This is a genomic window from Rhodococcus sp. NPDC004095, from assembly GCF_053604015.1.
Genome location: NZ_JBSGGS010000003.1, coordinates 274,815 through 301,315, shown reverse-complemented (window position 1 = coordinate 301,315; position 26,501 = coordinate 274,815). Strand labels below are relative to the sequence as shown.

General features: G+C 69.3%; 23 protein-coding genes and 1 pseudogene. 16 read left to right on the top strand and 8 right to left on the bottom strand.

Features of this window, described 5'->3' with window-relative positions; translation table 11 throughout:
- Nucleotides 1-24: 24 nt before the first annotated feature.
- The 3 genes from ACWEPG_RS07460 to ACWEPG_RS07450 all read left to right on the top strand — a co-directional run bounded on the left by ACWEPG_RS07460 (nucleotide 25) and on the right by ACWEPG_RS07450 (nucleotide 3,271).
- Complete coding sequence (locus tag ACWEPG_RS07460; RefSeq protein WP_450113244.1) at nucleotides 25-1,251, top strand: sensor histidine kinase; 1,227 nt, start codon at nucleotides 25-27, stop codon at nucleotides 1,249-1,251.
- 90 nt (nucleotides 1,252-1,341) lie between these two features.
- A complete protein-coding gene (locus ACWEPG_RS07455) occupies nucleotides 1,342-1,965 on the top strand; it encodes a response regulator (RefSeq protein ID WP_450113243.1) in 624 nt (207 codons plus the stop codon).
- Between the two features lie 88 nt (nucleotides 1,966-2,053).
- Complete coding sequence (locus tag ACWEPG_RS07450) at nucleotides 2,054-3,271, top strand: arginine deiminase (protein WP_450113242.1); 1,218 nt, start codon at nucleotides 2,054-2,056, stop codon at nucleotides 3,269-3,271.
- 55 nt (nucleotides 3,272-3,326) lie between these two features.
- On the opposite strand, the gene arsC is transcribed toward ACWEPG_RS07450, so the two are convergent.
- Complete coding sequence (arsC, locus tag ACWEPG_RS07445) at nucleotides 3,327-3,701, bottom strand: arsenate reductase (glutaredoxin) (protein ID WP_450113241.1); 375 nt, start codon at nucleotides 3,699-3,701, stop codon at nucleotides 3,327-3,329.
- 67 nt (nucleotides 3,702-3,768) lie between these two features.
- Between arsC and ACWEPG_RS07440 the strand changes: the two genes are divergently transcribed.
- From ACWEPG_RS07440 to ACWEPG_RS07425, 4 genes are all read left to right on the top strand, one after another.
- Nucleotides 3,769-4,206 (top strand): nuclear transport factor 2 family protein, encoded by a 438-nt coding sequence (locus tag ACWEPG_RS07440; protein WP_450113240.1) that lies wholly within the window; start codon nucleotides 3,769-3,771, stop codon nucleotides 4,204-4,206.
- A gap of 45 nt (nucleotides 4,207-4,251) precedes the next feature.
- Nucleotides 4,252-4,611 (top strand): GntR family transcriptional regulator, encoded by a 360-nt coding sequence (locus tag ACWEPG_RS07435; protein ID WP_450113239.1) that lies wholly within the window; start codon nucleotides 4,252-4,254, stop codon nucleotides 4,609-4,611.
- A gap of 44 nt (nucleotides 4,612-4,655) precedes the next feature.
- The gene (locus ACWEPG_RS07430; RefSeq protein ID WP_452594258.1) at nucleotides 4,656-5,045 is read left to right on the top strand and encodes a DUF2784 domain-containing protein; all 390 of its coding nucleotides are present in this window, start codon (nucleotides 4,656-4,658) and stop codon (nucleotides 5,043-5,045) included.
- A gap of 69 nt (nucleotides 5,046-5,114) precedes the next feature.
- A complete protein-coding gene (locus ACWEPG_RS07425) occupies nucleotides 5,115-5,543 on the top strand; it encodes a DoxX family protein (protein WP_450113238.1) in 429 nt (142 codons plus the stop codon).
- Between the two features lie 61 nt (nucleotides 5,544-5,604).
- Here the strand turns inward: ACWEPG_RS07425 and ACWEPG_RS07420 are convergent, their stop codons facing one another.
- Nucleotides 5,605-7,164 carry a dolichyl-phosphate-mannose--protein mannosyltransferase gene (locus ACWEPG_RS07420; protein ID WP_450113237.1) on the bottom strand — a complete coding sequence of 520 codons (1,560 nt, stop codon included), beginning with the start codon at nucleotides 7,162-7,164 and terminating at the stop codon, nucleotides 5,605-5,607.
- Between the two features lie 23 nt (nucleotides 7,165-7,187).
- On the opposite strand from ACWEPG_RS07420, the gene rsmI reads away from it, so the two are divergent.
- Both rsmI and ACWEPG_RS07410 read left to right on the top strand, forming a co-directional pair.
- Nucleotides 7,188-8,018: a 16S rRNA (cytidine(1402)-2'-O)-methyltransferase gene (gene rsmI, locus ACWEPG_RS07415; protein WP_450113236.1), complete on the top strand. Its 831-nt coding sequence runs from the start codon at nucleotides 7,188-7,190 to the stop codon at nucleotides 8,016-8,018.
- Between the two features lie 419 nt (nucleotides 8,019-8,437).
- Nucleotides 8,438-12,487 (top strand): nSTAND1 domain-containing NTPase, encoded by a 4,050-nt coding sequence (locus ACWEPG_RS07410; RefSeq protein WP_452594171.1) that lies wholly within the window; start codon nucleotides 8,438-8,440, stop codon nucleotides 12,485-12,487.
- Here ACWEPG_RS07410 and ACWEPG_RS07405 read toward each other — a convergent pair.
- The 3 genes from ACWEPG_RS07405 to metG form a co-directional block, all read right to left on the bottom strand.
- Nucleotides 12,484-13,770: an aminodeoxychorismate synthase component I gene (locus ACWEPG_RS07405; RefSeq protein ID WP_452594170.1), complete on the bottom strand. Its 1,287-nt coding sequence runs from the start codon at nucleotides 13,768-13,770 to the stop codon at nucleotides 12,484-12,486. The genes ACWEPG_RS07410 and ACWEPG_RS07405 overlap by 4 nt on opposite strands.
- 61 nt (nucleotides 13,771-13,831) lie before the next feature.
- Nucleotides 13,832-14,956: a DUF2786 domain-containing protein gene (locus tag ACWEPG_RS07400; protein ID WP_450113233.1), complete on the bottom strand. Its 1,125-nt coding sequence runs from the start codon at nucleotides 14,954-14,956 to the stop codon at nucleotides 13,832-13,834.
- Nucleotides 14,957-15,015: 59 nt separating this feature from the next.
- On the bottom strand, nucleotides 15,016-16,572 hold the full coding sequence (metG, locus tag ACWEPG_RS07395) for a methionine--tRNA ligase (protein ID WP_452594169.1): 1,557 nt from the start codon (nucleotides 16,570-16,572) through the stop codon (nucleotides 15,016-15,018).
- A 20-nt stretch (nucleotides 16,573-16,592) separates the two neighbouring features.
- Here metG and ACWEPG_RS07390 point away from each other — a divergent pair, with 20 nt between their 5' ends.
- Nucleotides 16,593-17,420 carry a TatD family hydrolase gene (locus tag ACWEPG_RS07390; protein ID WP_450113231.1) on the top strand — a complete coding sequence of 276 codons (828 nt, stop codon included), beginning with the start codon at nucleotides 16,593-16,595 and terminating at the stop codon, nucleotides 17,418-17,420.
- Between the two features lie 5 nt (nucleotides 17,421-17,425).
- Here the strand turns inward: ACWEPG_RS07390 and ACWEPG_RS07385 are convergent, their stop codons facing one another.
- Nucleotides 17,426-18,175: an amino acid ABC transporter ATP-binding protein gene (locus ACWEPG_RS07385; protein WP_450113230.1), complete on the bottom strand. Its 750-nt coding sequence runs from the start codon at nucleotides 18,173-18,175 to the stop codon at nucleotides 17,426-17,428.
- Nucleotides 18,172-19,659 (bottom strand): amino acid ABC transporter substrate-binding protein/permease, encoded by a 1,488-nt coding sequence (locus tag ACWEPG_RS07380; protein ID WP_450113229.1) that lies wholly within the window; start codon nucleotides 19,657-19,659, stop codon nucleotides 18,172-18,174. Before ACWEPG_RS07380 ends, ACWEPG_RS07385 begins: the two co-directional genes overlap by 4 nt.
- A 182-nt stretch (nucleotides 19,660-19,841) precedes the next feature.
- On the opposite strand from ACWEPG_RS07380, the gene ACWEPG_RS07375 reads away from it, so the two are divergent.
- The 6 genes and pseudogenes from ACWEPG_RS07375 to ACWEPG_RS07350 all read left to right on the top strand — a co-directional run bounded on the left by ACWEPG_RS07375 (nucleotide 19,842) and on the right by ACWEPG_RS07350 (nucleotide 24,177).
- On the top strand, nucleotides 19,842-20,969 hold the full coding sequence (locus ACWEPG_RS07375; RefSeq protein WP_452594168.1) for a transglycosylase family protein: 1,128 nt from the start codon (nucleotides 19,842-19,844) through the stop codon (nucleotides 20,967-20,969).
- 38 nt (nucleotides 20,970-21,007) lie between these two features.
- Nucleotides 21,008-21,892, top strand: coding sequence for a 16S rRNA (adenine(1518)-N(6)/adenine(1519)-N(6))-dimethyltransferase RsmA (gene rsmA, locus ACWEPG_RS07370; RefSeq protein WP_452594167.1), 885 nt, complete (start codon nucleotides 21,008-21,010; stop codon nucleotides 21,890-21,892).
- A gap of 423 nt (nucleotides 21,893-22,315) precedes the next feature.
- Nucleotides 22,316-22,454: pseudogene (locus ACWEPG_RS07365) on the top strand (16S rRNA (adenine(1518)-N(6)/adenine(1519)-N(6))-dimethyltransferase RsmA); the annotation flags it as partial.
- A gap of 148 nt (nucleotides 22,455-22,602) precedes the next feature.
- Nucleotides 22,603-22,911, top strand: a complete 309-nt coding sequence (locus ACWEPG_RS07360) for a hypothetical protein (RefSeq protein WP_450113226.1) — start codon at nucleotides 22,603-22,605, stop codon at nucleotides 22,909-22,911.
- Nucleotides 22,912-23,069: 158 nt separating this feature from the next.
- Nucleotides 23,070-23,771 (top strand): NUDIX hydrolase, encoded by a 702-nt coding sequence (locus ACWEPG_RS07355; RefSeq protein WP_452594166.1) that lies wholly within the window; start codon nucleotides 23,070-23,072, stop codon nucleotides 23,769-23,771.
- Nucleotides 23,772-23,889: 118 nt separating this feature from the next.
- A complete protein-coding gene (locus ACWEPG_RS07350; RefSeq protein WP_450113224.1) occupies nucleotides 23,890-24,177 on the top strand; it encodes a hypothetical protein in 288 nt (95 codons plus the stop codon).
- A gap of 60 nt (nucleotides 24,178-24,237) precedes the next feature.
- Here the strand turns inward: ACWEPG_RS07350 and ACWEPG_RS07345 are convergent, their stop codons facing one another.
- Nucleotides 24,238-26,481, bottom strand: a complete 2,244-nt coding sequence (locus ACWEPG_RS07345; RefSeq protein WP_452594165.1) for a heavy metal translocating P-type ATPase — start codon at nucleotides 26,479-26,481, stop codon at nucleotides 24,238-24,240.
- Nucleotides 26,482-26,501 lie beyond the last annotated feature (20 nt).

The following is a 26,501-nucleotide window of genomic DNA, read 5'->3' as shown; positions in this document are numbered from 1 at the left end:
CGGGGCGGTGTTAGCGTGGACGAAATGCAACTCCCTGTGCCTCGTGATCGGGGCTCGGCCTCGGTGCTCCACGAGCGCGGCCCGGCATCGGTGCTGCGCGTCATGGCGCTCGGCGCGCACGCACTGTTCGTGCTGCTGCTGGCCGTCGGGGTCGCGCGCGCTGTCGTCGACGACCCGAATCCCGTTCCGGCAGTTGCCCTCGCCGTCCTGGTGCTCCTTTGGTATGTGACGGGTGTCTGGTTCGCCCGCAGGTCCGCGGCCACCGGCCGGGGCGGGTACGGGGCAGTGTGGCTCGCGATCCTCGTTGCAGGATGGCTGGGGCTGGCCGTGCTGAACCCGGACTTCGCGTGGGTGGCGTTCCCGCTGTTCTTCCTGTGCTTTCACCTGTTGTCGACGGTCGCGGCACTGACGGCGACGGTGGTGATCACCGCGATGGCGATCGCGACGATCCTGTGGCACGGCACCGCCAACACGGTCGCATCGATCCTGGGGCCGATCTTCGGTGCCGGCGCGGCCGCAGGCATGGCGCTCGTGTACAAGCAGTTGGTCCGCGATGCCCAGCAGCGACACCGGCTGTACGACGAACTCACCCGCTCGCACAACGAATTGCTCAGCGCCCAGGACGAACTCGCATCCGTTCAGCGTGAGGCCGGCGCGGTCGCCGAGCGGGCGCGACTCGCCCGCGACATCCACGACACTCTCGCACAGGGGTTTTCGTCGATAGTCCTGCTCGCCCGCGCGGGTCAGCGTGGGCCGGACCCGGTCGCGGCACTCGAGCAGATCGCGGGCACCGCGCAGGACAACCTGGTCGAGGCGCGACGGGTGGTCGGGGCACTGACGCCGTCCGCGTTGGAGGACGCCTCGCTCGCGTCCGCGCTCGGTCGTCTGGTCGGACAACTGCGTGAGCACACCGGCATCGACGGTGAGTTCGTCGTCGACGGCGAACCGACGGTGCTGCCGATGGAGTACGACGTCGCACTGCTGCGCGTCGCACAGAGCGCGCTGTCGAACGTGCGACTGCATGCGCGGGCGCGGCACGTGCGGTTAACGCTGACGTACACCCCCGACGAGGTGCGTCTCGACGTCGTCGACGACGGCGTCGGGTTCGACCCGGCCGCCGGGCCCGCTCCCGGCACGTTCGGCCTGCAGGCGATGCGGGACCGTCTCGACTCACTCGGTGGGTCGTTGGTGGTCGAGTCCGCCATCGGTGACGGGACGGCCTTGGCCGCAACGCTTCCGGTGCCGTCATGATGCCCGCGGTGGGTCGCGTCATGACGCCCGCGGTGGGTCGCGTCATGACACCGCGGTGGGCCGCGTCATGACACCGCGGTGGGCCGCGTCATGACACTGACGGTCGTGTTGGTGGACGATCATCCCGTCGTCCGGGCCGGACTGCGTGCACTGCTGGCCTCCCAGGACGGACTCGAGGTGGTCGGTGAGGCGGCCTCCGGCGAGGAAGCGCTGGCGGTGGTCCGGGCCCGGCGGCCCGACGTGGTGCTCATGGACCTGCGTCTCGGGGAAGGCGCAGACGGCGCGCAGGTCACCGAGGCGCTCCTCGCGGACCCCGACCCGCCCCGGGTGGTCGTGCTCACCACCTACGACACCGACGCCGACATCCTCCGCGCGGTGGAGGCGGGGGCGTCGGGGTACCTGCTCAAGGACAGCGACCCGCAGGTGCTGGTCGACGCGGTGCGCGCGGCGGCGCGAGGTGAGACGGTCCTCAACCCGGCTGTCGCACAACGTCTCTACCGCCGGATCAGCTCTCCCCGAGTGGAGTTGAGTGCGCGCGAGACGGAGATCGTCGGACTCGTCGCCCGGGGTCTGTCCAACCGCGCCATCGCCAAAGAACTGTTCGTCACCGAGGCGACCGTGAAATCACACCTCGTGCACGTGTTCTCGAAGCTGGGCGTGGACAGCCGCACCGCTGCGGTGGCGGTGGCACGCGAACGCGGCCTGATCGGCTGAGGGTCAACGCGGGCCCGCCGCGGTCGTGTTTCGCGGCTCGCCGCGGTGGTGATTCGCGGCCCGCCAGGGTGGGGACTACCGTCTAACCATGAGCGAGCACGAGTCTCCGAGGGTCGATTCCGAGGTGGGACGGCTGCGTACCGTGCTGCTGCACAGGCCCGGCGACGAGCTCAAGCGGCTGACTCCGCGCAACAACGACCAACTGCTCTTCGACGGGCTGCCATGGGTCGATCGCGCCCAGGACGAACACGATGCGTTCGCCGACCTGCTGCGCTCGCGCGGGGTGGAGGTGCTGCTGCTCTCACAGGTGCTGACCGAGGCGCTCACGGTCAGCGGCGCGGCCCGCATCCAGGGCATCGCGGCCGCTGTCGATCCGCGTCGGCTCGGACACACCCTCGCCCAGGAGCTTTCGGCCTACCTGCGCACCGTCGACCCGGCCGCGCTCGCGACCGTCCTGACCGCCGGGATGACATTCGACGAGTTGCCCATCGGGCCGGGCGGCCCCTCGCTGGTGCGCCGGATGCACCACGGTGGGGACTTCGTCATCGAACCGCTGCCCAACCTGCTGTTCACCCGCGACTCGTCGTTCTGGATCGGGGACCGGGTGGCGATCACCTCGCTGGCGCTGCCCGCGCGGGTGCGCGAGGCGTCGCTGACCGACCTGATCTACGCCCACCATCCCCGGTTCCGCGGGGTGCGCCGTGCGTACGAGTCGCACACCGCGCCGGTGGAGGGCGGCGACGTGCTGCTGCTCGCGCCCGGGGTGATCGCCGTCGGGGTGGGGGAGCGGACCACCCCCGCCGGTGCGGAGGCGTTGGCGCGCAGCGTCTTCGAAGACGGTCTCGCACACACCGTGCTCGTCGTGCCGATCGAGCAGCGGCGCGCGTCGATGCACCTGGACACCGTGTGCACGATGGTCGATGTCGACGCCGTGGTGATGTACCCGGCCGCCGCGCACACCCTGTCCGCGTTCACGCTGCGCCACGAGGATGGCGGTGTGTCGATCCGCGGTGCCGAGCCGTTCATCGACGCGGCGGCCGCGGCGATGGGAATCGACAAGCTCCGCGTCATCGACACCGGCCTCGACCACGTCACCGCCGAACGCGAGCAGTGGGACGACGGGAACAACACCCTTGCGCTCGCACCGGGCGTCGTGGTCGCGTACGAACGCAACGTCGAGACCAACGCCCGGCTCGAGGCGTCCGGCATCGAGGTCCTGCGTATTGCCGGTTCCGAACTCGGTTCCGGTCGCGGTGGACCCCGCTGCATGTCCTGCCCGATCCTCCGGGACCCGGGCGCGTCCTAGCGCAGGTCACCCAATCCCCATTCCGGCTCATCCGAGAGGGATCAGGAGACACGCCCTAGAGGATCGTGGTGACCTTCTCGACGGGGCGGGCGAGGACCGTCCCGCGGTCGGTGACGACGAGGGGGCGTTCGATCAGGATCGGGTTCTCCACCATCGCGTCGAGCAGTTCGTCCTCACTCGCGTCGGCGAGCCCGAGTTCCTTGAAGACTGCCTCCTTCTTGCGGATGGCCTCGCTCGGGTGCAGGCCGGCGTCGTCGAGGAGCTTGCGCAGGCCGTCCCGCGACGGCGGGGTCTCGAGGTACTTGACGACGGTCGGGACGATGCCCGCCTCCTCGATCAGTGCCAGCACCTTGCGGGAGGTGCTGCAGCGCTGGTTGTGGTAGATCGTCGCCCTGCTTGCCGGAGAACTGGTTGCGGAAGTCGTTGCCATGAACCACATTGTGCCCGCTCGGCCGGAACGCCGGACGGAGGCGGCCTCGGTGCGGTTTCATGGCCCGATGGATACCGCGTACCTGCATTTCTGGATCGAGGCCCATGATCTGTTGACCCGGTACGCCCGTGCCGTCGACAGCCGGGACTGGGATCTCTACCGCACCGTGTTCGCCGCGGACGCACACATCGACTACAGCACGTCCGGTGGGCCGACGGGGGACCGCGAGACGGTCATCACCCAGCTGGAGCCGATGCTCGCGCTCTTCACCCGCACCCAGCACTACGTCACGAACGTCGACATCCGACGTTTCGACGCCGTCACCGGGACCGCGGAGGTCAGTGCGATGTTCTACAACCCGATGATCGTGACGCCCGGAAAGCAGTTCTTCTGCGGGGGCTGGTACCACCACGAGTTGGTCCGAACCCCGAACGGCTGGCGGAGTGTCCGGCTCGTAGAGGACGGGGCCTGGTTCGACCGGGCCGAGGACGCGTTCGCGCAGTGAGTTTCTTTGCGCACGTGCAGGCTCTCGGCGGGTTAGCCTCGCGACATGCGCATCGACATCGATCCGACTGCGGCGACGGCCCCGTTCGAACAGCTCAGGCTGCAGATTCTCGAACAGGTGCGTGACGGCCGGCTTATCGCAGGCACGAAGTTGCCGACCGTGCGGGCCCTGGCCGAGCAGTTGGGGCTGGCCGCCAACACGGTCGCCAAGGCGTACCGGGAACTCGAGTCGATGGGGGCGATCGAGACGAGGGGCAGGCTCGGGTCGTTCGTCGCGTCGATGGGCGACGCGTCGACCGGACTGGCCGAACGCGCGGCGACCGAGTACGTCGCGACGGTGCGCGGTCTCGGACTGTCCGACGACGTGGTTCGGGCACTGGTCGAAGCCGCGATTCGCGGGGCCTGAGGGGCCTACTCTCGAACCGTGGGGGTGTGCCCGCGGAGGTGGTGATGTTCTACCGCGCGATCGAGGTGCTCAGCGTCGTCGTGCACTTTGCATTCATCGGGTACCTGGTGTTCGGTGGCTTCCTGGCCTGGCTGTGGCCGCGGACGATCGTGCTGCACGTCGTCGCGGTCGTGTGGGGAGCGGGCTCGGTGCTGGTCGGCTACGAGTGTCCGCTGACGGCGGTCGAGAACTGGGCGCGGATCGCCGACGGCCGACCGCCGCTGCCCTCGTCGGGTTTCATCGCGCACTACATCACCGGTGTGCTCTATCCGGCCGACGCGGTGAACCTGGTGCGGCTCCTGGTCGTCGCGGTGGTGGCGCTCTCGTGGGCCGGATACCCGCGCCACGGGCGACGTCGGAACGCGCGCTCGGCGATAGTTGACGCTTCAACTTAGTCGTGCCACAGTTGGTGCGTTCCGTTCCCACCGTGGGAACCCGCGCCGTACCTCGCAAAGGACCACGACATGAAATCCAGCGCACTCCGCGACCTCGCCCTTCTCGTTGCCCGACTCGGGATCGGTGTGATCTTCGTCGCGCACGGCTGGCAGAAGTTCTTCACCTACGGCATCAGCGGTGTCCAGGCGTCGTTCGAGCAGATGGGTGCGCCCCTGCACAACCTGTCCGCGGTCCTCGCGGCGACGATCGAGCTGGTGGGCGGCTTCGCACTCATTGCGGGCATCGCCACACCGATCGTCGGCGTCCTGCTGTTTCTCGACATGCTCGGCGCGTTCTTCATCACGCATGCCGGCAACGGCATCTTCGTCTCCGAAGGAGGCTACGAGCTGGTCCTCGCCCTCGGCGTCTCCTCGCTGCTGATCGCGGCGATCGGTGCCGGTCGGTTCAGCGTCGACGCCCTGATCGGCGGCGCACGGCAGGCGAAGGTGAAGGTCTAGCACGCACTCACCCGCGCGGGCGGTTCCGGCCCCGGCCGAACCCGCCCGCGCGTGACCGGGATCAGCGCCAGCTCGGCAGCCAGAGCTGCTGCTGCCACATCTCCGGGGTGATCGGCACGGCCGTCAGGATCGGCCACAGCCACACGAAGTTCGCCACCACCAGGCCCAGATACAGCGCGACGGCGAGCAGGCCGGTGCCGCGACGTTCGGCTGCGGCCCGGGCCGCGCCGATCACCTCGCCGCACACCAGCGCCAGGCCCATCACCAGGAACGGCGCCAGCGCGACCGCGTAGAAGTAGTACATCTGACGATCCATCGTCACGAACCACGGCAGCCAGCCGGCGGCGTAGCCGACGAGAACAGCCGCATACCGCCAGTCCCGTCCGGCCACGGTGCGCCACAGCGCCCACCCCAGCATCGGCAGCGCCAGCCACCACATCGCAGGCGTGCCGATCAGCATCACCGCCTTGACGCAGCTCGCAGCGCCGCAACCGGACACGTGATCGCCCTCGGCGAAGTAGTAGAGCATCGGTCGCAGCCCCATGGGCCACGTCCACGGCTTCGACTCCCACGGATGGTGATTGCCCGCGGAGTTCGTCAGGTTCCCGTGAAACTCGAGCACGTTGGCGCTGTAGTACCAGAGCGAGCGCAGCGCGCCCGGCACGAACGAGAAGGATCCGCCGAACCCGATCTGGTCGCCGACCGCGTGCCGATTCACTCCGGTCTCCGATGCGAACCACGCCCAGTACGACGCCAGATACACCCCGATCGGCACCAGCACCAGCGCGTACAGCGACGGTCCGATGTCACGGAGAGCGGTGCCGACCCAGGGGCGCCGCACCCCGTGGTACCGCCGGGCGGCGACGTCGAAGGCCACGCACATCAGACCGAAGAACGCGATGAAGTACACGCCCGACCACTTGGTCCCGCAGGCCAGGCCGAGCAGGATGCCCGCACCGAACCGCCACCACCGCACACCGAGCCGCGGCCCGTACACCGAGTCCGCGATCCGGCCCTCGGCGAACACGGTCGCCATCCGGGCCCGCACCTGATCGCGGTCGACGATCAGGCAGCCGAACGCGGCCACCACGAACAGCGCCATGAAGATGTCGAGCATCCCGATCCGGGAGGAGACGAAGGTCACGCCGTCGGCGATCAGCAGGATTCCCGCGATAGCGCCGACCAGGGTGGACCGGGTCATCCGGCGGACGATCCGGATCACCAGCAGCACCATCACCGTGCCCGCGACCGCGGCCGCGAACCGCCAGCCCCACCCGTTGTATCCGAAGATCGCCTCACCGAGCGCGATCATCTGCTTGCCGACCGGCGGATGAACCACCAGGCCGTAGCCGGGGTTGTCCTCGAGCCCGCCTCCGGTCAGCACCTGCCAGCCCTGCGGCGCGTAGTGCTTCTCGTCGAACACGGGGGTGCCCGCATCGGTCGGGTAGCCGAGCATCGTGAACCGGGTGACGGCGGCGACGAAGGTAAGGAACAGGGTGACCACCCAGCCGCGCAGCCGGTCGGTCGGGCCGGGGTCCGACAGCGGTGCGGCGGGACCGGGGCTCACCAGGACGCGGCGGTCGACGCGGGGCGTCGCGCGCTCGTCGGTCAACTGGGTCACCGCACGATCGTAGGCTGTCGGGCATGAACGGTTGCCTGGTCCTCGCTGCGACACCGATGGGAGAGGTGCGCGACGCCTCGGAGCGATTGCGGGAGGCCCTCGCGACCGCCGACGTCGTTGCCGCGGAGGACACCCGGCGCACCCGGCACCTGGCGTCGGCGCTCGGGGTCACCATCACCGGGAAGGTGGTCAGCTTCTACGACCAGGTCGAGACCACGCGGCTGCCCGCCCTCGTCGAGGACGTCGCCGAGGGGCGCACGGTCCTGCTGGTCACGGACGCCGGCATGCCGTCGGTGAGCGACCCCGGGTATCGGCTGGTCGCCGCCTGCGTCGCGCGGGACCTGCCGGTCACCTGCCTGCCTGGACCCTCCGCGGTGACGACGGCGTTGGCGCTGTCGGGGCTGCCGGTCGAGAGATTCTGCTTCGACGGCTTCCCGCCGCGGAAGCAGGGGCCGCGACGGGCCTGGCTGGAGACGTTGAAGGCCGAGGCGCGGGCGTGCGTCTTCTTCGAGGCTCCGCACCGTCTCGCGGACTGCCTCGCCGACGCGGTCGACGTACTGGGCGGCGAGCGCCGCGCCGCGGTGTGCCGGGAGCTGACGAAGACCTACGAGGAGGTCCGGCGGGGAACCCTGGCCGAACTCGCACAGTGGGCGCGCGACGGCGCCCGCGGCGAGATCACCGTGGTTCTGGAGGGCGCCACTCCGGTGGCGGCGCGGCCCGAGGACCTCGTGGGTGAGGTGGAGCGGCTCGTCTCCGACGGGGCACGGCTCAAGGACGCGTGCGCGACGGTGGCAACCGCCGGCGTGTCCAAGCGCGAGGTGTACGAAGCGGTCCTGGCCGCGCGTAAGGAATGACGCCGCGGCCGCGGACAGTGGCGCCGCGGGCCGGGGCCCGGCGGTCAGTTCGGCATGCCTGCCAGAACGACGATCAAGGCGACCGAGGCCGCGATGACAAGCGCGGCGGCCAGGGTCGGCGGAATCATGGCGACGATCTTGACGGCGATTCGGCTCATGGTCGGCTCCTCGGGTTCCCGGTCGCATTCGCCTGAACGAATGTGCGCGCCCGGCGGGAACTACCCCTCGAAAATCGTCAGTCCCCGCCGGCGCCGCGTGTGGCGCAGGACCCCACCTGCACCGCCGACAACTGTGCCGGTCCAGCCGGACCCGACCAATCGGTGTGAAGCCGGAACCCGGTATTCTCCCTGTTCACAACGCGTGAGGAACTATTCCGCAGCGGATTTTCCGCACGTGGGAACGAGGAGTGGACGGACCGGATGGCGGATGAACCCAGCGCCAGGCTGCACTTTGCCGACCATTTGCGGCTGCTGTTCGCGACCGCCGGTGGGCCGCCCCTGAAGACCGTCGTATCGGAGGCGAGTGCCCTCGGCCGAGCCATCGGCGCGGACAAACTGGTGTCGATCCAGCGGCTGAGTGACTGGCGGTCCGGCAAGCGGGTGCCGGCGAGTTTCGACGCACTCCGGCCGGTCCTCGTCGTCCTCATTCGCACCGCACAGTCCCTGCACGGCAACCAGCCACCCTCGCCCGGTCTGTACTCGCTCAAGCAATGGCACGCGTGGTGGCAGGCCGCCCGCGACGGCGGCACCGCGACGCGGGCCAGAACCGAGTCGGAGCGGGCGGAGGCGTCCCCGCCGCTGGCAGGCGTGCGGCCGTACCGCGGACTCGAGCCGTACCGTGCGGAGGACGCCCGCCTGTTCTTCGGCCGGACCGCGAGCCTGCAGCGGTTGATCGACGTCGTGACCGCAGCGCGGGGACGGGGCATGACGATCGTCACCGGTGCGTCCGGGGTCGGGAAGTCCTCCATCGTCCAGGCCGGTCTCGTACCGGAACTCCTCCGCGGCGGATCGCTCCGGTCCGACACGGGAACCTCGACCGGGGCCGCGATCGTCCTCACCCCGGGACCGTCCCCCCTCGCAGCACTCGCCGCGGCCGTTCCCGAACTCGGGGAGCTGTCCGCCGATGCGGATCGAACGGCCGTCCGGCAGGCTGTGCGGGCCGCCGCGAACCGGCTCGGTACCTCGCAACTGGTGATCATCGTCGACCAGATCGAGGAACTGTTCACCCAGTGCGACGACGCCCGCGCGCGACACCGCTTCCTGACGATCCTCGACCAGGCCGCCACCACTCTCGACGCCGACGAGACCTCCGACGCGGCGCCGATGGTGATCGCGACGATGCGGTCGGATTTCTATGCGCAGGCGATCGCCCATCCAGTCCTCGCCGATGCTCTCGAACGGCGCAGCCGTGCGGTGTCACCGCTGTCCCGCGCCGACATGGTCGAGGTCATCACCCGGCCGGCGCAGCTGATCGGTCTGAAGCTGGAGTCGGGTCTGGTCGACCTGATCCTGCACGACCTCGGTGTACTGACCTCCGACGACGGCGGCAGCACCGTGCTGCCGCTCCTCTCGCATCTCCTCGACTCGATGTGGGAACGCCGTCGCGGGGGCCAGCTGACGGTGTCCGCTTACCGCGCGACCGGCGGCGTCCGCGGGTCCGTCGCCGCGACCGCGGAGCGCACTTGGGAGGACCTCGACGAACGGGGACGGGTGCTGGCCCGCGCGATCATGGTGCATCTGGTGTACGTGACGCAGACGGGAACCGACGTAAAGATCCGCCGCACTCTGCCGCAGTTGCTGGCGTTCGCCGGGGACGATGCGGACGCGGCCCGCAAGGTGGTCGACCAGTTCATCGCGGCGCGTGTGCTGGTCGCGGACGCCGACAGCGTCGAGCTGATCCACGATGCGGTGATCGAGGCGTGGCCGCGGCTGAAGACCTGGATCCAGGAGGACGGGTCGTATTCGGCGGTCCGGCAGCAGATCGAGGAGGATGCGGTCCGCTGGGAGGAGTCGAACCGCGACAGCAGCCTGCTGTACCAGCGCGGACGCCTCGACGTCGTGCGCGAGTACGACGCGCCGCGGATCGCCGCCCAGGGGTATCCGGGTGCCACGCGTGACCCGGGCCGGGTGGCGGCGACGCTGACCCCGTCGGCGACCGAGTTCCTGTCGACCTCGACGAGGCACGTGCGTCGCAACACGTGGGTCGCGCGAACTGTGATGGCCGCGCTGGTGTTGTCCACCGTCGTCGCGTTGGTTGCGGTGTCGATGGCGGTGTCGGCGAAGAACCGCGCCGAATCGGAGCGCAGCGCCGCCCAGTTCCGCCAGGTCGTGGCGCTGGCCGATTCGCTGCGCGCCACCGACCCGACGACAGCGGCGCGATTGTCGCTGGCAGCGTGGCAGATGCGTCCCGGCAGCGACGCCGCCTACTCGCGGCTGATCGCGACCGAGGCGACGCCGATCGGGCAGACTCTCGACGGTCATGCCGGGCCGGTCTACGGGGTCGCGATCTCCGCCGACGGCGCGATGATGGCCTCGGCCAGTGACGACCGCACGGTCCGGTTGTGGGACCTGAAGGACCCCGCCGGACCCAGCCCTGTCGGGGCGCCGCTGACCGGGTCGGCGAAGTACATGGCCTCGGTGTCGTTCGCTCCGACCGGAAAGGTTCTGGCCGCCGGTACCGGAGATGGCACGGTGTTCCTGTGGGACGTGTCCGACCCGGCTGCGCCGCGCGTGCTGCTCGATGGTGTGCGGGCGGGAACGAAGTCCGTCCACAACATCCGCTTCAGCCCGGACGGCCGTACCCTCGCCGTGCCGAACGACGACGGCACCGTGAGCCTGTTCGACACCTCGGCCGCGTTGGCGTCACCGCCGGCGCCGGGTCCGTTTCCGGTGACGACGCTGCCGGCGCACCCGGCGGGGGTGCGGACCATCGCGTTCCGCGCGGACTCCGCCGTGATGGCGACCTCCAGCGACGACCGCAGCATCCGGTTGTGGGACATGGCAAACCGGGCGGCGCCGGTGCAACTGCCGCCGGTGCACGCCGACTTCGGGGACGTGGTGCACTCGGTGTCCTTTGCGCCGGACGGACGGACCCTCGCTGCCAGCAGTGACGACGGCGTGATCCGGCTCTTCGACACCACGGATGTCCGCGCGGTCCGGGAGATCGGCACGCCGGTCCAGGCGCACACCGGCGCCATCTGGACGATCGCTTTCGCGGAGGATGGCGCCACGCTGGTCAGCGCGTCCTGGGATGGCACTGTCAAGCGATGGTCGGTCGCCGCGGGCCGCGGCACAATGCGTGAGTTGAAGCCGGCGATGACCGGCAACGGTGGCGGGGTCCCGGCGTTGGCGTTGTCGCCGGACGGCGCGACCGTCGTCACCGGCGGTCAGGACTCGAACCTGCGGGTGTGGACGTTGCCGAGGTCCGCGCTGTCGGTGTCGGAGTCGGCGCTGACGTTGCCGTCGATCAGCCACGACGGATCGCTGATGGCCACCGGCGGCTATGACTCGGTGATCAGGCTGTGGGGTGTCGGCAGGGACGGGCGCGCCCGCATGGTGGGGTCGGTGCCCCTGCCCCGGCCGTTCGGCGGGGCGCACATGGTGGCCTTGTCGCCGGACGGAACACTGATGGCGACTGCCGCCACGACCGGTGGACAGGTGCAGATCTGGGATGTCCGCGACCCGGCGCGGCCGCAACCGTTGGGCGAGCCGATCGCGACGCAAACCCGATACACCTGGGAGCTGGCGTTCAGTCCGGACAACCGGACGCTGGCCACGGGCGACGACGACACCAGCGTGAGGTTGTGGAACCTCGCCGATCCGGCGAACCCGGTGCCGTGGGGGGAGCGTCTCGACGGTCCGAGCAACCTGGTGCGGACCGTCGTGTTCAGCCCCGACGGTGCGTCGCTGGTGGCCGTCGATGCCGACGGCGGCGTGTTCGCGTGGACGGTCACGGATCCGGCCCGGCCGGAGCAACGCGACGTCGAGGACGGCGGTGGCGGTGCCGGGATCAACGGGGTGTCGTTCAACCCGGAGGGCACGGTGATGGCGACCGGGACCGACGACCAGACGCTGGTGCTGTGGGACCGTGCCGCGGACGGGTCGATGACGGTGCGGGAGCCGGAACTGCGCGGGCACAGCGGCACCGTGTACTCGGTGTCGTTCGACTCGGACGGTCGCCATGTCGTGTCCGGCAGCGACGACGGCACGGTACGCCTGTGGGACGTGTCCGATCAGGCGCAGATGCGGGAGGTGGGCGGTCCGATCGCCACCGACGGGTCGGGACGCTGGCAGGTGGCGTTCCTGCCGGGCTCGGACACCGTGGTCGCCGCCGACGGTGACGGCGTGCTGCGGGCCTGGCGGCTGGACGTGGACTCGATCATCGAACGGATCTGCGTGGCGTCGTCCCCGCTGACCGGTCCGCAGGAGACCGACTTCGAACTGACCGGATCCGCGCGAGGGGAGTGTTAGGAGGACCGGCTCCTCGTGGGGAACCCGTTGTGCGCCGAGCGCAGCGTCACGATGCTCGACGCCTTGTCCAGACACTCCTGCCACTCCGCGTCGGGGTCCGAGTCGATGGTGATGCCGCCGCCGACGCCGAGCGCTGCCTGACCGTGCGGGTCGAATTCGACCGTCCGGATGGCCACGTTCAGTTCGGTGCCCGCCAGCGGGGAGGCGAACCCGACGGTGCCGCAGTACACCCCGCGCGGATACGGCTCCCACGCGGAGAGCAGTTGCCGGGCACGGTGTTTCGGGCACCCGGTCACCGAGGCGGGCGGGAAGCTGGCGTCGAACAGATCGGCGGCGGAGGTTTCGGGCGGTACGGTCGCCGCGACCGTGGACACCAGGTGCCACACGCCCGGTGCCGGGTGGACGCCAAGCAGGTCGGTGACGGTCACCGTGCCCGGGATCGCCAGGTGGCCCAGGTCGTTGCGGACCAGGTCGACGATCATCACGTTCTCGGCGACATCCTTCACCGAGGCGCGCAGCAGGTCCGGGTCGGCGCCGATCGGCAGCGTGCCCTTGATCGGGCTCGATGTCACGCGGTCGCCGTGGCGCGAGAGGTACAGCTCCGGCGACAGTGACGCCACCGCACCCCACCGTCCCTGCAGGAAGACGGCTCGAGCCGGGCGGGTCGCCTCCACCGCGTCGGCGAAGAAGTCGAGGGGGGCGCCGTCGATCCTTCCGGTGTATCGGGCGCACACGCATGCCTGGTACACCTCGCCGGCAGCGATCGCGTCGAGGCACTGCCGCACACCGGACTGATGCGCAGAGCGGTCGGGTGGCGTCCACTCGAGTCGCCAGGATCGCGGCGTCACCTCCGGCCGGGTGACCGCCGCGAACCAGTCTGGGGGACAGGGGGTCTCGGTGAGTGACTCGTACCACCAGCAGTCGTCCGAGTCGAGGCGCAGGATGCTGTCGGTCCAGCCGCCCGCGGATTCCGGCAGCCCCGGCATCCGGCCGCTGTCGGGGAGGTCGGGGTAGCCGCGGTAACCGATCCATCCACCGCCGAGCAGTGGCCCGGCGACTCCACCGTCGGTGGGGTGCCCGGGGGCCGGGCGCCCCGTCACGTCGAATGCCTCCCGGGGAGCCACCGGACGGGTGGCCACGCTGGGGGCGAGGATCGCCCTGGCCCCGAACCAGTCGCCGATCAGTGCGGCCGGAGTCGGGGTGCCACCGACGGCGGCGAGGTGCGCGAGTGCTCGCAACACCGCTGCCGGGGTGCCACCCGTGCCCAACCGTTCGATCCGCATTCGGAAAGGGTGTCACGAGCGCACCCGGGTCAGGCAAACCGGCAGGTGCGCGCGGTCCCCGTCATCCGGCGACCGCCCGCCGGTCGGGGGCCAGACGTGCGGCGTCCGCTGCCGACCGGCCGGCCGCGACCCCGCCGAGATCGCTGACGGTGAAGCCCCACGACCGCAGTTTCGGGCCGAACAGGCGGTCCACCTCGACCTGCACCGCGTCGGAGCGCCGGGCGAGGATTGGCAGCAGGTCGCCGAACTCTGCGCGGGCGTCGACGACCGCCTGCGCGGTCGCCGCCTTCTCGGCTTCGGTCAGTCGTTGCCCGATCCGGATGGCGAAGCCGTACAGGAATGCCCGCCGGAAGGCCGCCGATGTCGCGCCGCGCGCCTGTTCGGCGTGCATCGCCCGCGTCGCCTGCACCAGCAGCGAGGTGAACAGCAGGTCCACCTTCTCGAGGTCGGACGGGGTGCCCAGCACCGTCGCGATGTCATCGACGGCGTTGTAGAGGGTGCGGATGTGGTTGGCCTCGCCGACCGTGGTCAGGAGCAGGCCCTTCTGTTTGCTGTAGGGCCGGTCCAGGTGAATGCGCCGGGCATGCACCGTGATGTCCCGACCGGTGATGCCCCGTTCGGACGCGGCCTCGAGCAGCGTGGCCGTCACGGAGTGGCGGGTCATCAGTTCCTGCGCCTTGGCCGTGAGGGTTTCGGCTTCCTCGGTGAACTCGGTGCTCTCCGCCTTGGCCAGCAGGCCGCGAATCCGATTCAGCACCTTGGCATCCGCGATCTCGGCGTCCGTTCCGTCGCCGGGTTGCGGTGCCCGGACTTCGGGCCACAGGGACGGCGGTGGGCACAGTCGCCGCAGTGGCTGCAGGTGCCGCAACAGGCGCAGTGCGGACACGGTCAGTGGTGGCTCGTCGGTCCGCCGCGGATAGGTGTGGGCGAGGACCTTGAGTTGGTCCGCCCAGTGCAGTGGGGCACGCGCCCACGCCCCGCTGCGGTTGGCCTCCCGCAGGATTAGCAGCGCGACCGGCGCGACCTCGACGGAGGCCAGGCCCCGCCGGGCGACGTGTACGACGTCGCCCGGCTGCCAGCCGTTCTCGTAGGCGCGGCGCAGCGCCTCCTCGGCGCCGAGGCAGTCACGCGTCCCGGCCTCGGCAGCATCCCCACGGTCTCGAATACCTGTTCGATTGGTCCCCATGGGGGCAGTCTGCCCCGGGGGTACGACAAGTTCTCTCGCCGCAGGTCACGGCGTGATTTTCAGGCGTCTTCGGGCTCGACGTAGCGGGGGAAGACCGGGGCCGGTGCGGGCAGGGGGGTGCCGGCGACGATCCGCGTGCCGAGATCGGCGAACTGACGGTTCTCCGACGCCTGGCCGAGCACCGCCAGGATCTTGTCGGCGGCGTCGGGCATCACCGGCTGCACCAGGATACCGACGATGCGCACCACCTCGAGCGTCGTGTACAGCACGGTCGCCATCCGCGCGGGGTCGGTCTTGCGCAGGACCCAGGGCTCCTGGGCGCTGAAGTACCGGTTGGTCTCGGCGAGCACGTGCCAGATCGCCTCGAGGCCGAGATGGATGGCCTGCACGTCGAACTCGGCCCGCACCTTCTCCAGGAGCGCGTCGGCCTGCACGAGGAGCGCGGTGTCGGCGTCGGTGAACTCGCCGGGAGTCGGTACCTGTCCGTCGCAGTTCTTCGCGACCATCGACAGCGACCGCTGCGCGAGGTTGCCCAGTTCGTTCGACAGGTCGGCGTTCATCCGGGTGACGATCGCCTCGTGGCTGTAGCTGCCGTCCTGGCCGAACGAGATCTCCCGCAGCAGGAAGTAGCGGACGGCGTCGAGCCCGTACTCCTCGACCATCTCGAGCGGGTCGACGACGTTGCCGACCGACTTCGACATCTTCTCGCCCTTGTTGTAGAGGAACCCGTGTACGAACACGCGCTCGGGCAGTTCGATGCCGGCCGACATCAGGAACGCAGGCCAGTACACGGTGTGGAAGCGGCTGATGTCCTTGCCGATGATGTGCAGGTTCGCCGGCCAGTACTTCCCGAACGACTCGGAGTCGACGTCCGGGAAGCCGACACCCGTCAGGTAGTTGGTCAGCGCGTCCACCCACACGTACATCACGTGGTCGGGATCGCCCGGAACCGGCACACCCCAGTCGAACGTGGTCCGGGACACCGAGAGGTCCTTGAGTCCGCCGGAGACGAAGCTGACGATCTCGTTGCGGCGGGTCGCGGGAGCGATGAACTCGGGGTGCGACTCGTACAGGGCGAGCAATCGGTCCTGGTAGGCGGACAGCTTGAAGAAGTAGGTCGACTCCTCGGTCCACACCACCGGTGTGCCGGTGTCGGTGGAGATCCGGCTGCCGTCCTCCTGCAGCGTCGTCTCGGCCTCGGTGTAGTACGCCTCGTCGCGCACCGAGTACCAACCGGCGTAGGTGTCGAGGTAGATGTCGCCGGCCGCGACCATCCGCTCCCAGATGGCCTGACTGGCCGTGGTGTGGTCGCTGTCGGTGGTGCGGATGAACCGGTCGTACGAGATGTTCAGCACCTTGTCCATGGCCTGGAACACGTCGGAGTTGCGGGTGGCGAGGTCGCGGACGTCGACGCCCTCCTTCGCCGCGGTCTGCTGCATCTTCAGTCCGTGCTCGTCCGTGCCCGTCATGAAGAAAACGTCGAACCCGTCGAGCCGCTTGAAGCGGGCGAGCGCGTCCGAGGCGATGTACTCGTAGGCGTGCCCGATGTGCGGGGCGCCGTTGGGGTACGCGATCGCAGTGGTGATGAAGAACGGGGGCCGGGTCGCTGCAGTCATGGTGGCCTTACTCTATCTGCGTGCCCAAGGATCGTCCGGCTCCGGACCTGCCCGAGCCTCTAGCGCCGCTGATCGACGCCCACACCCACCTTGATGCGTGCGGGGCGAACGACGCCGCGTCGGTCGGCGAGATCGTCGACCGCGCCGAGAAGGTCGGCGTCGGCCGGGTGGTCACCGTCGCCGACGACCTGGCCGCCGCGCGGTTCGCGGTCGACGCCGCCACCTGGGATCCGCGGGTGTACGCCGCGGTCGCCATCCACCCCACCCGCGCGAACGTCCTCGACGACGCGACCAAGGCCGAGATCGAGCGGCTCGCCGCGCACCCGCGCACGGTCGCGGTCGGGGAGACCGGGCTCGACTACTACTGGCCCGGCAAGCTCGACGGCTGCGCCGCAATCGAGGATCAGGTCGAGGGATTCCGCTGGCACATCGACCTCGCCAAACGTCTGGGCAAGCCGCTGATGATCCACAACCGTGAGGCCGACCACGACCTGCTGACCGTGCTGCTCGACGAGGGCGCGCCCGAGACGGTGATCTTCCACTGCTTCTCGTCGGACGCGACGATGGCGCTGGCCTGCGTCGAGGCGGGATACGTGCTCAGCTTCTCCGGCACGGTCAGCTTCCGCAATGCCCGCGAGCTGCACGAGGCGGCGAAACTGGTGCCGGACGACCAGCTGCTGGTCGAGACCGACGCGCCGTTCCTGACCCCGCACCCGTTCCGCGGCGCCCCCAACGAGCCGTACTGCCTGCCGTACACGGTCCGGTCGCTGGCCGCGACCCGCGGTCAGGACCCGTTCGAGCTCGCCGCCGCCGCAACCGCCAACGCGGAGCGCGTTTACCGCCTCTGACGTCGCTAGAGCACCTTCCGCAGGAAGTCCTGGGTGCGCGGTTGCTGTGGGTTGCCGAAGACCTCCTCGGGTGTGCCCTCCTCGACGATGTAGCCGTCGGCCATGAAGATGACCCGGTCCGAGACCTCGCGGGCGAAACCCATCTCGTGGGTGACGACGACCATGGTCATGCCCTCGGCGGCGAGGTCGCGCAGGACCTGCAGCACCTCGCCGACCATCTCGGGGTCCAGGGCGCTGGTGGCCTCGTCGAAGAGCATCACGTCGGGGTTCATCGCCAGCGCCCGGGCGATCGCGACGCGCTGCTTCTGTCCGCCGGAGAGGTTGGCGGGCTTGGCGTCCTTCTTGTCGGAGAGCCCGACCTGCCCGAGGAGCCGGATCCCGATGTCGCGGGCCTCGTCCTTGGTGGCCTTCTTCGTCTGCACCGGCGCGAGCATGACGTTCTCGAGGGCGGTCATGTGGGGGAAGAGGTTGAAGTGCTGGAAGACCATCCCGATGTGCTGGCGCACCTTGTCGATGTCGACCTTCTTGGCGGTCAGGTCGACGCCGTCGACGACGACGCTGCCCTCGGTGATGTCCTCGAGCCGGTTCAGGCAGCGCAGGAAGGTGCTCTTGCCGGAGCCCGACGGCCCGATCACACACACCACCTCGCCTGCGGCGATGTCGACGTCGATGCCCTTGAGGACCTCGTTGTCGCCGTAGGACTTCTTCAGCCCGGTGACCCGGATCTTGCTTTCGGTGGTGACGGACTCGCTCACGCGTTGATCCTCTTCTCGAGCCGGGCGGACAGCTTGGTCAGGGCCATGATGATGACGAAGTAGAAGATGCCGACGATCAGCCACATGTTGAACGACTCGAAATTCCTGGCGATGATGATCTTGCCGGTCTGGGTCAGTTCGGCGATGCCGATCACCGACAGGATCGAGGTGTCCTTGAGCGTGATGACGGCCTGGTTCACGAACGACGGCATCATCGTCCGCACCGCTTGCGGCAGCACCACCTTGCGCATCGCGGGCAGGTAACTCATGCCGAGGCTGCGGGCGGCCTCCATCTGTCCCTTGTCGACGGCCTGGATGCCGCCGCGGATGATCTCGGTGATGTAGGCACCGGCGTTCAGGCTCAGGGTGATGATGCCCGCCGTCATCGCGGGCATCTGGAAGTCCAGTGCGGCGGGGATGCCGAAGTAGATGAAGAACGCCTGCACCAGCAGTGGGGTGCCGCGGAAGATGTCGACGTAGGTGACGCCGATGCCGCGCAGGATCCTGCTGGTCGAAACCCGGAAGAAGCCGAAGATCAGGCCGAGCACCAGCGCGATCGCCAGCGAGACGACAGTGAGCACGAGCGTCAGCCACAGACCCTTCATCAGCAGCGAGAAGTTGTCCTTCAGCAGCGAGAAGAAGGTGTTGCCGCCCTGCACCTCGGGCTGTTCGCCGAGGTAGCGGTTCAGGATCTCGTCGTACTCGCCACTGGCCCGCAGGTTGGCGAGGCCGGCGTTGAACTTCGACAGCAGTTCCGCGTTCTGGCCCTTCGAGACCGCGAAGCCGTACGAGTTGCCCGCCTCCTTGCCCGTGACGGTCTTGAGACCGTTGCCCTGTGCGATGCCGTAGAGCAGTACCGGGTAGTCGTCGAAGACCGCGACGGAGTTCCCGGTCTTGACGTCGTCGTACATGCTGGCCGAGTCGTCGAAGGTGACGATCGTGAAGCCGTACTTGTCGCGGATCGACTCGGCGAACGCGGCTCCCTCGGTGCCGGTCTTGACCGCGACCCGCTTGCCCCTCAGATCCTCGTAGGACTTGATCGAGTCGTCGTTCTTCGCGACGGCCATCTGGACGCCGGAGTCGAAGTAGGGGTCGGAGAAGTCGAAGACCATCTTGCGTTCGTCGGTGATGGACATGCCCGCGATGACGCCGTCCACCTGTCGCGACTGCAGCGCCTGCACGGCCGCGTTGAAGCCGAGGGGTTTGATCTCGTAGCTGAAACCCTGGTCTGCCGCGATGGCGGATAACAGATCCATGTCGATGCCGACGAAGTTGCCCTGCTCGTTCTGGAACTCGAACGGCGCGAACGTGACGTCGGTGGCGATCACATAGGTCTTGCCGGACCCCGACTGCGCGGCGGCGGAGCCCTGTCCGAGCAACATGCCGAGCAGGCCGACCAGGGCGACGACCGCGGCGGTGACCAGGCGCCGACGGCGGCCGAGTCGATCCCGTGAGGACTGCCGAAGGTTCATCCAACTGCTCATCCAAACCAGCTTTCGTGGTCGCCGTGCATTGGTTGTGCCTGGGTCTCGACCCTAGTGAGCTTCACCCCTTTTTTACTGCTCACGAACGGCAGCGGTTGCCGGAGCTCCGCCCTTTCGTTACCGTACTGTGATCGCTTAAGGCCGGGATCACATCCCGGTAACCGACAGCACAGGACTTCTTCGTGTCACCTCTCACTCGGATCAACAAGGCCAATTCGCCGCTGCTGCGTCTCGTCGTCGGGGCACTTCTCCTCACCCTCATCGCCGGCGGTGCGCTGGCGGTCAGCCGACACAAGACCGTGCTCGTCGACGTCGACGGCGAGACCATCTCGCTCAGCACGATGTCCACCGACGTCGACTCGGTCCTCGCCGATGCCGGCTACGCGATCGGGGACAAGGACGCCGTGGCGCCGTCGAAGGGCGCCTCGGTTTCCGACGGTGACACCGTCGTGTTGCGCCGTGCCCGCGAGGTGACCCTGACCGTCGACGGCGAGCCCCGCACCCTGTGGACCACCGCGCTGACCGTCGACGAGGCGCTCGCACAGGAACGCCTCGCCGGCGACGTGCACGTGTCGGCGTCGCGCTCGGAGAGGTTGCCCCTCGACGGCACGGACCTCGAGGTCATCAGCCCCAAGGTGGTGCGCCTGCTCGACGGCGCCGCCGCGGCCGCCGACATCCGACTGGCCGCCCCGACCGTCGGTGACCTGCTCACCGCGCAGGGTGCGCCGCTCGAACAGCAGGACACCGTCGAGCCCGCCGCCGACGCCCCGGTCACCGAGGGTCTCGAGGTGAAGGTCACCCGCATCCGCACCGAGAGTCGGACCGAAACCCAGCCGGTGGCTCCGCCGGAGCAGCGGATCGAGGACCCGACGATGAACATGAGCCGCACCGTCCAGGAATCCGCGGGCGCCCCCGGCGTTCGGGACGTGACGTTCGCGGTGACCACCGTCAACGGTGTCGAGACCGGTCGTGAGGAGTTCTCCGAGAACGTGACGACACCGGCGCAGCCGAAGGTGGTGCGGGTCGGTGCCAAGCCGGGCACGGAGGTGCCGCCGGTGAGCAACGGCGCAACCTGGGACGCGCTCGCGCAGTGCGAGGCGACGGGCAACTGGCACATCAACAGCGGCAACGGCTTCTACGGCGGCGTGCAGTTCGACCAGAACACCTGGGAGCGGCAGGGCGGCCTGAAGTACGCGCCCCGCGCCGACCTCGCCACCCGCGAGGAGCAGATCGCGATCGCCATGAAGACGCAGCAGACGCAGGGGTGGGGCGCGTGGCCGTCCTGCTCGTCCCGGCTCGGCGTACGGTGAATTTCGCCGCCGTGACACCTGCCCGCTAAGTTCGATCCGTGTCGGATTCACAGCCCCGCGGCCAAGCCGCCCTGCTCGGCCCCGCCGAGGTGCGTGCGCTCGCGGCGGAGTTCGACATCCGCCCGACCAAGCAGCTCGGGCAGAACTTCGTGCACGACGGCAACACCGTCCGCAAGATCGTCGCGGTCTCCGGTGTCGCCCGTGACGACGTGGTCCTCGAGGTGGGACCCGGTCTCGGCTCGCTGACCCTGGCGCTTCTCGACGTGGTGGAGAAGGTCGTCGCCGTCGAGATCGATCCGAAGCTGGCGGCCCGGCTGCCCACGACCGTCGCCGAACGTGCCCCGGAGCTGTCGAACCGGCTGGACGTGGTGCTCGAGGACGCCATGCGGGTGATGCCGTCGCAGGTCCCGGCCGAGCCGACCGCCCTCGTCGCGAACCTGCCGTACAACGTCGCGGTGCCGGTGCTGCTGCACCTGTTCGCCGAGTTCCCGTCGCTCCGGACCGCGTTGGTCATGGTGCAGGCGGAGGTCGCCGATCGGCTCGCCGCGCGACCCGGCAACAAGATCTACGGCGTGCCGAGCGTGAAGGCGTGCTTCTTCGGGCAGGTACGGCGCGCGGGCTCCGTTGGGCGACAGGTCTTCTGGCCGGAACCGAAGATCGAGTCCGGGCTGGTCCGCATCGACCGGTACGAGGACGCGCCGTGGTCGATGGACGAGGAACATCGCAAGCGTGTGTTCGCTGTCGTCGATGCCGCATTCGCGCAGCGTCGCAAGACGCTGCGTGCAGCCCTGGCGACGTGGGCAGGATCGCCCGCCGAGGCGGAGCGACGCCTGGTCGCGGCGGGCATCGAACCCTCCGCACGCGGCGAGGTTCTCGACGCGGCAGCCTTCGTGCGCCTGGCGAACGTCGAGCCGTCTGCCTGATTCGTTTGTGTTGAACGAATTAACAAGTGCTGCTTGGTGATTTGAACTGTCCCCGTGGTATGTCTCGCTCCGGTACGGTGTCGGCGGCGTCTGATCCGGCGCCGCCAGCGTGCGCAGGTGGAGCGCACACCGCTGTCCAAGGGGGTTCGTAATGTCTCGTTCTGTGGGACGTCGTATCGCGTCCGTCGTTGTCACGGTGGCTGTGTTGGCCGGGGGTCTCGCTGCGGGTGTGGGAAGTGCTTCGGCCGCTGGATCGTTGACCGACGAGTCTCTGGGGTCTACGGAAGATCCCGTGAGTCTCTTCCTCGCTGCGGCGTCTTTGGTTCCCGGTGTCTTCTTCATGGCTGGAAGCGCGGTCATCTGCGGGAGCCTGATCGATGAGGGGAACCCCTGCGGATACGGAGCGAACGACAACTGGTAGTTCCAGCCCTGGCGACGTGGGCGGGATCGCCCGCGGAGGCGGAGCAAAGTCTGGTCGCGGTGGGCATCGAACCCTCCGCACGGGTGCGAGGTCCTGGACGCGGCCGCGTGCGTGCGGCTGGTGAACGTCCAGCCCGCGTGACTCGTTTGTGTTGAACGAATTGGAAAGTGCTGCTTGGTGATTGAATCTGTCCGTGTGGTGTGACTCGCTCCGGTACGGTGACGGCGGCGTCGGACCCGACGCCGCCAGCGTGCGCAGGGGCTCGCGCACCGTTGCTGAGGGGTACAGCATGTCTCGTTTCGCAGGACGTCGTATCGCGTCCGCTGTTGTGGCAGCGGCCGTCGTGGCCGGTGGCGTCGCGGCCGGTGCCGGCACCGCCGGGGCCGCCGAGGGGTCATCCGACGGATTTGTCGAAATCCTCTACCTCACCGGATCGGCGGTTCCGGATCCCGACATGCCGGACTACGGTGGGGATCCGTTCAATGACGCGCTGCGGCTTCTCAGTGAGGTCGGATATGCGTGGGGAATCGTCTCCCGTTGTGGCGAAGCGCCGGGACATGAGATGGCGTGCACTACCGGTGGGTCGGTCGAGTCCTAGTGCAGGACTTCACGCCGATGAGCGATCCGAGCGCGACGGCCATATCTGTGGTGCCGGGCATGGGGCGGTGACCTGCTTCTCCGTTCTGTCGTAGTGCAGGGCACGGCGAGTGGCGCGGCCGGGGCAACAATAGATCAGTAGTGAGTTATCATGCCGGGGTGCCTGACCGCCCGAAATCACGCAGCAAGGCGTTCTCCGACTACGACCGCCCGTCGGTTGCGGTGGATGTCGCCGTCCTGACCTACCGTGACGGTGTGCTCCGGGTTCTGGTGGTCGAGCACGAGAAACTCGGGGGCCGGGCGCTTCCGGGGACGTTCCTGCATTCGGGGGAGCGGCTCGCCGACGCCGCGGAGCGGGCACTGCGCGACAAGGCCGGGCTGGCCGGTGCTGCCTTCCGACAACTGGCGATGTTCGACGATCCGCGGCGCGACGACCGCGGGTGGGTGATCTCGATGGCCCACACCGCAGTCCTGCCGGCGAAGACGCTGCCCGCCGACGCCGTCCTCGTTGCGGTGGCCGACGGGGAGACCTCGGAGGACCTGCTGTTCGACCACGCCGACATGGTGCGGCTGGCGGTCGACGACCTCCGGGGCCGCTACGCACAGCGGGTCGACCCGGACGGCCTGTTGGGGGAGAAGTTCACGATGCTCGCGCTCAACGAGCTCTACCGGGTCGTGTTCGGGCTCGACAAGCTCCAGAAGGACTCCTTCCGGCGGCACGTGATCGCGGCGCTGGAGCCGACGGAGGAACTGGTGTCCACCGGCGCGGGCAGGCCGGCCGAGCTCTTCCGTCGCAATGGCGAGGCGTGTCTCTCGCCCAAGGCCGCGGCTCTTTTCACAACAGGACGGCGAGAACACTGATCCGGTGATCCGCCTCGCGTGCGGTCAATTGTCGGTAGGGTCCGGCGGGGCGTCGGGTCGGCGCGTCCCGGCGGCCGGCGCTTTCCTTGGCGTCGGTCCCACAGTGATTGGAGTTGGTATGTCTCGTTCGACGAGGCGGCGTATCGCATCGACCGTCACCGCAGCGGCCCTGCTGACCGGTGGGCTCGCGGCTGGTGCAGGCACCGCATCGGCGGAGAGCCCGCTGGACACCGGGAGCGCGGTGATCCGGAACATCCTCTACGCGCCGGTCGGCTCGGCGGACGTGGGCAGTGATCTCGCCGAGCTCGCGATTGCCAACCCGGCCAAGACGATCATGGTGATCCTGACGGGCGGAGTCATCGCGGGCGCCAACTTCGGAAGCTGGGACATGCCCGGCGGCGAATAGCCGCCTGTGCGCGAGTTCGGTAGTCCAGCTACCGAACTCGCGCACAGGTGGCGCGGCCGCCTACCTGAAGCGTCGCAGCCGCAGGCTGTTGCTGACCACGAAGACACTGGAGAACGCCATTGCGGCGCCCGCGAGCATCGGGTTGAGCAGGCCGGCGGCGGCCAGCGGCAGGGCGGCGACGTTGTAGGCGAACGCCCAGAACAGGTTGCCCTTGATGGTGCGCAAGGTCTTGCGGGACAGGCGGATCGCGTCCGCCGCGGCCCTCAGATCACCGCGCACCAGGGTCAGGTCGCTGGCCTCGATCGCGACGTCGGTGCCGGTGCCCATCGACAGACCGAGATCGGCCTGGGCCAGCGCGGCGGCGTCGTTGACGCCGTCACCGACCATCGCGACCACCTTGCCCTCCGCCTGCAGGCGTTTGACGGCCTCGACCTTGTCCTGCGGCAGCACCTCGGCGATCACCTCGTCGATGCCGACCTGGTCGGCGACCGCGCGGGCGGCGGCGGCGTTGTCGCCGGTCAGCATGATCGGGGTCAGGCCGAGCGCCTTCAGCTGCGAGATCGCCTCCGCCGACGTCGGTTTGACGGCATCCGCGACCACGAGTACGCCGCGGGCCCTGCCGTCCCAGCCGACCGCGACCGCGGTCCGACCCGCGGATTGGGCCGTCTGCAGCGCCGCTTCGAGGTCGGGTGTGAGGGCCTGTGCCCAGTCCTCCAGCAGCCGTGGCCGGCCGACGATCACCGCGTGCCCGTCGACGACGCCCTGCACGCCGAGACCCTCCACGTTCGCGAACTCCGCGACGGTCGGCAGTGCCCCGGCACCGGCGGCCGCAGTCGAGATCGCCCGCGCGATCGGGTGCTCGGAGGAGTGCTCGAGTGCACCGGCCAGACGCAGCACGTCGTCGGTGGATTCGCCTTCCGCCGCGTGCACCTCGAGCAGCGTCATGGTTCCGGTGGTGACGGTGCCGGTCTTGTCCAGCACGACCGTGTCGACGCGGCGGGTCGACTCGAGCACCTCGGGTCCCTTGATCAGGATTCCCAGTTGGGCACCCCGGCCGGTGCCGACCATGAGCGCGGTCGGGGTGGCCAGACCCAGGGCGCAGGGGCAGGCGATGATGAGCACCGCGACCGCGGCGGTGAAGGCCGCGGCGACGGAACCTCCGGTGCCGAGCCAGAATCCGAGTGTCGCGACGGCCAGTGCGATGACGACGGGCACGAAGATGCCGGAGATGCGGTCGGCGAGCCGCTGGGCCTGCGCCTTCCCCGTCTGCGCGTCCTCGACCAGCTTCGCCATCTGCGCGAGCTGGGTGTCGGATCCGATTCGGGCGGCGCGCACCACGATCCGTCCGCCGACGTTGACGGTGGCGCCGACGACCGCATCGCCCGGGCCGACCTCGACCGGTACCGACTCGCCGGTCAGCATCGACGCGTCGACGGCCGATGCCCCCTCGATCACCTCGCCGTCGGTGGCGATCTTCTCGCCGGGCCGGACCACGAACTCGTCACCGACCGCGAGCTGGTCGACGCCGATCCGCTGCTCGACGCCGCCGCGAAGCACCGACACCTCCTTGGCGCCCATCTCGAGCAGCGCGCGCAGGGCGGCCCCGGAGCGACGCTTGGCGCGGGCCTCGAAATAGCGGCCGGCCAGGATGAACGTCGTCACGCCGGCGGCGGCCTCGAGGTAGATGTTTCCGGTGCCGTCGGTGCGCGCGATGGTGAACTCGAACGGGTGTGTCATGCCGGCGACCCCGGCGGTGCCCCAGAACAGCGCGTACAGCGACCAGCCGAGCGCGGCGAGTGTGCCCATCGACACCAGGGTGTCCATCGTGGCGGTGCCGTGCTTCAGGTTGGTCCACGCGGCCTGGTGAAACGGCCAGGCGCCCCACACCACGACCGGGGCGGCGAGGGTGAGCGAGAGCCACTGCCAGTTGCTGAACTGCAGTGCCGGGATCATCGCCATCGCGATCACCGGCACGCTCAGTGCCAGCGAGATCAGCAGTCGTCGGCGGAGCCCGGCCGTCGGATCGTCCTCGGCGGTGGCGGCATCGGTGTCGTCGGCGGTCGACGGCGGTGCCGGGAGTGCGGCGGTGTACCCGGCGGACTCGACGGCGGCGACGAGGTCGTCGGGGGTGATGTCGCCGGTGAAGTCGACGCGGGCCTTCTCGGTGGCGTAGTTGACGGTGGCGGTCACCCCGTCGAGCTTGTTGAGCTTGCGCTCGATGCGGTTCGCGCAGGACGCGCAGGTCATGCCACCGATCAGCAGTTCGACCTGTCCCTCGGTCGGCGCGGGTGCGACGGGGTTCATCGTGACTCCTCTCCGGGTGG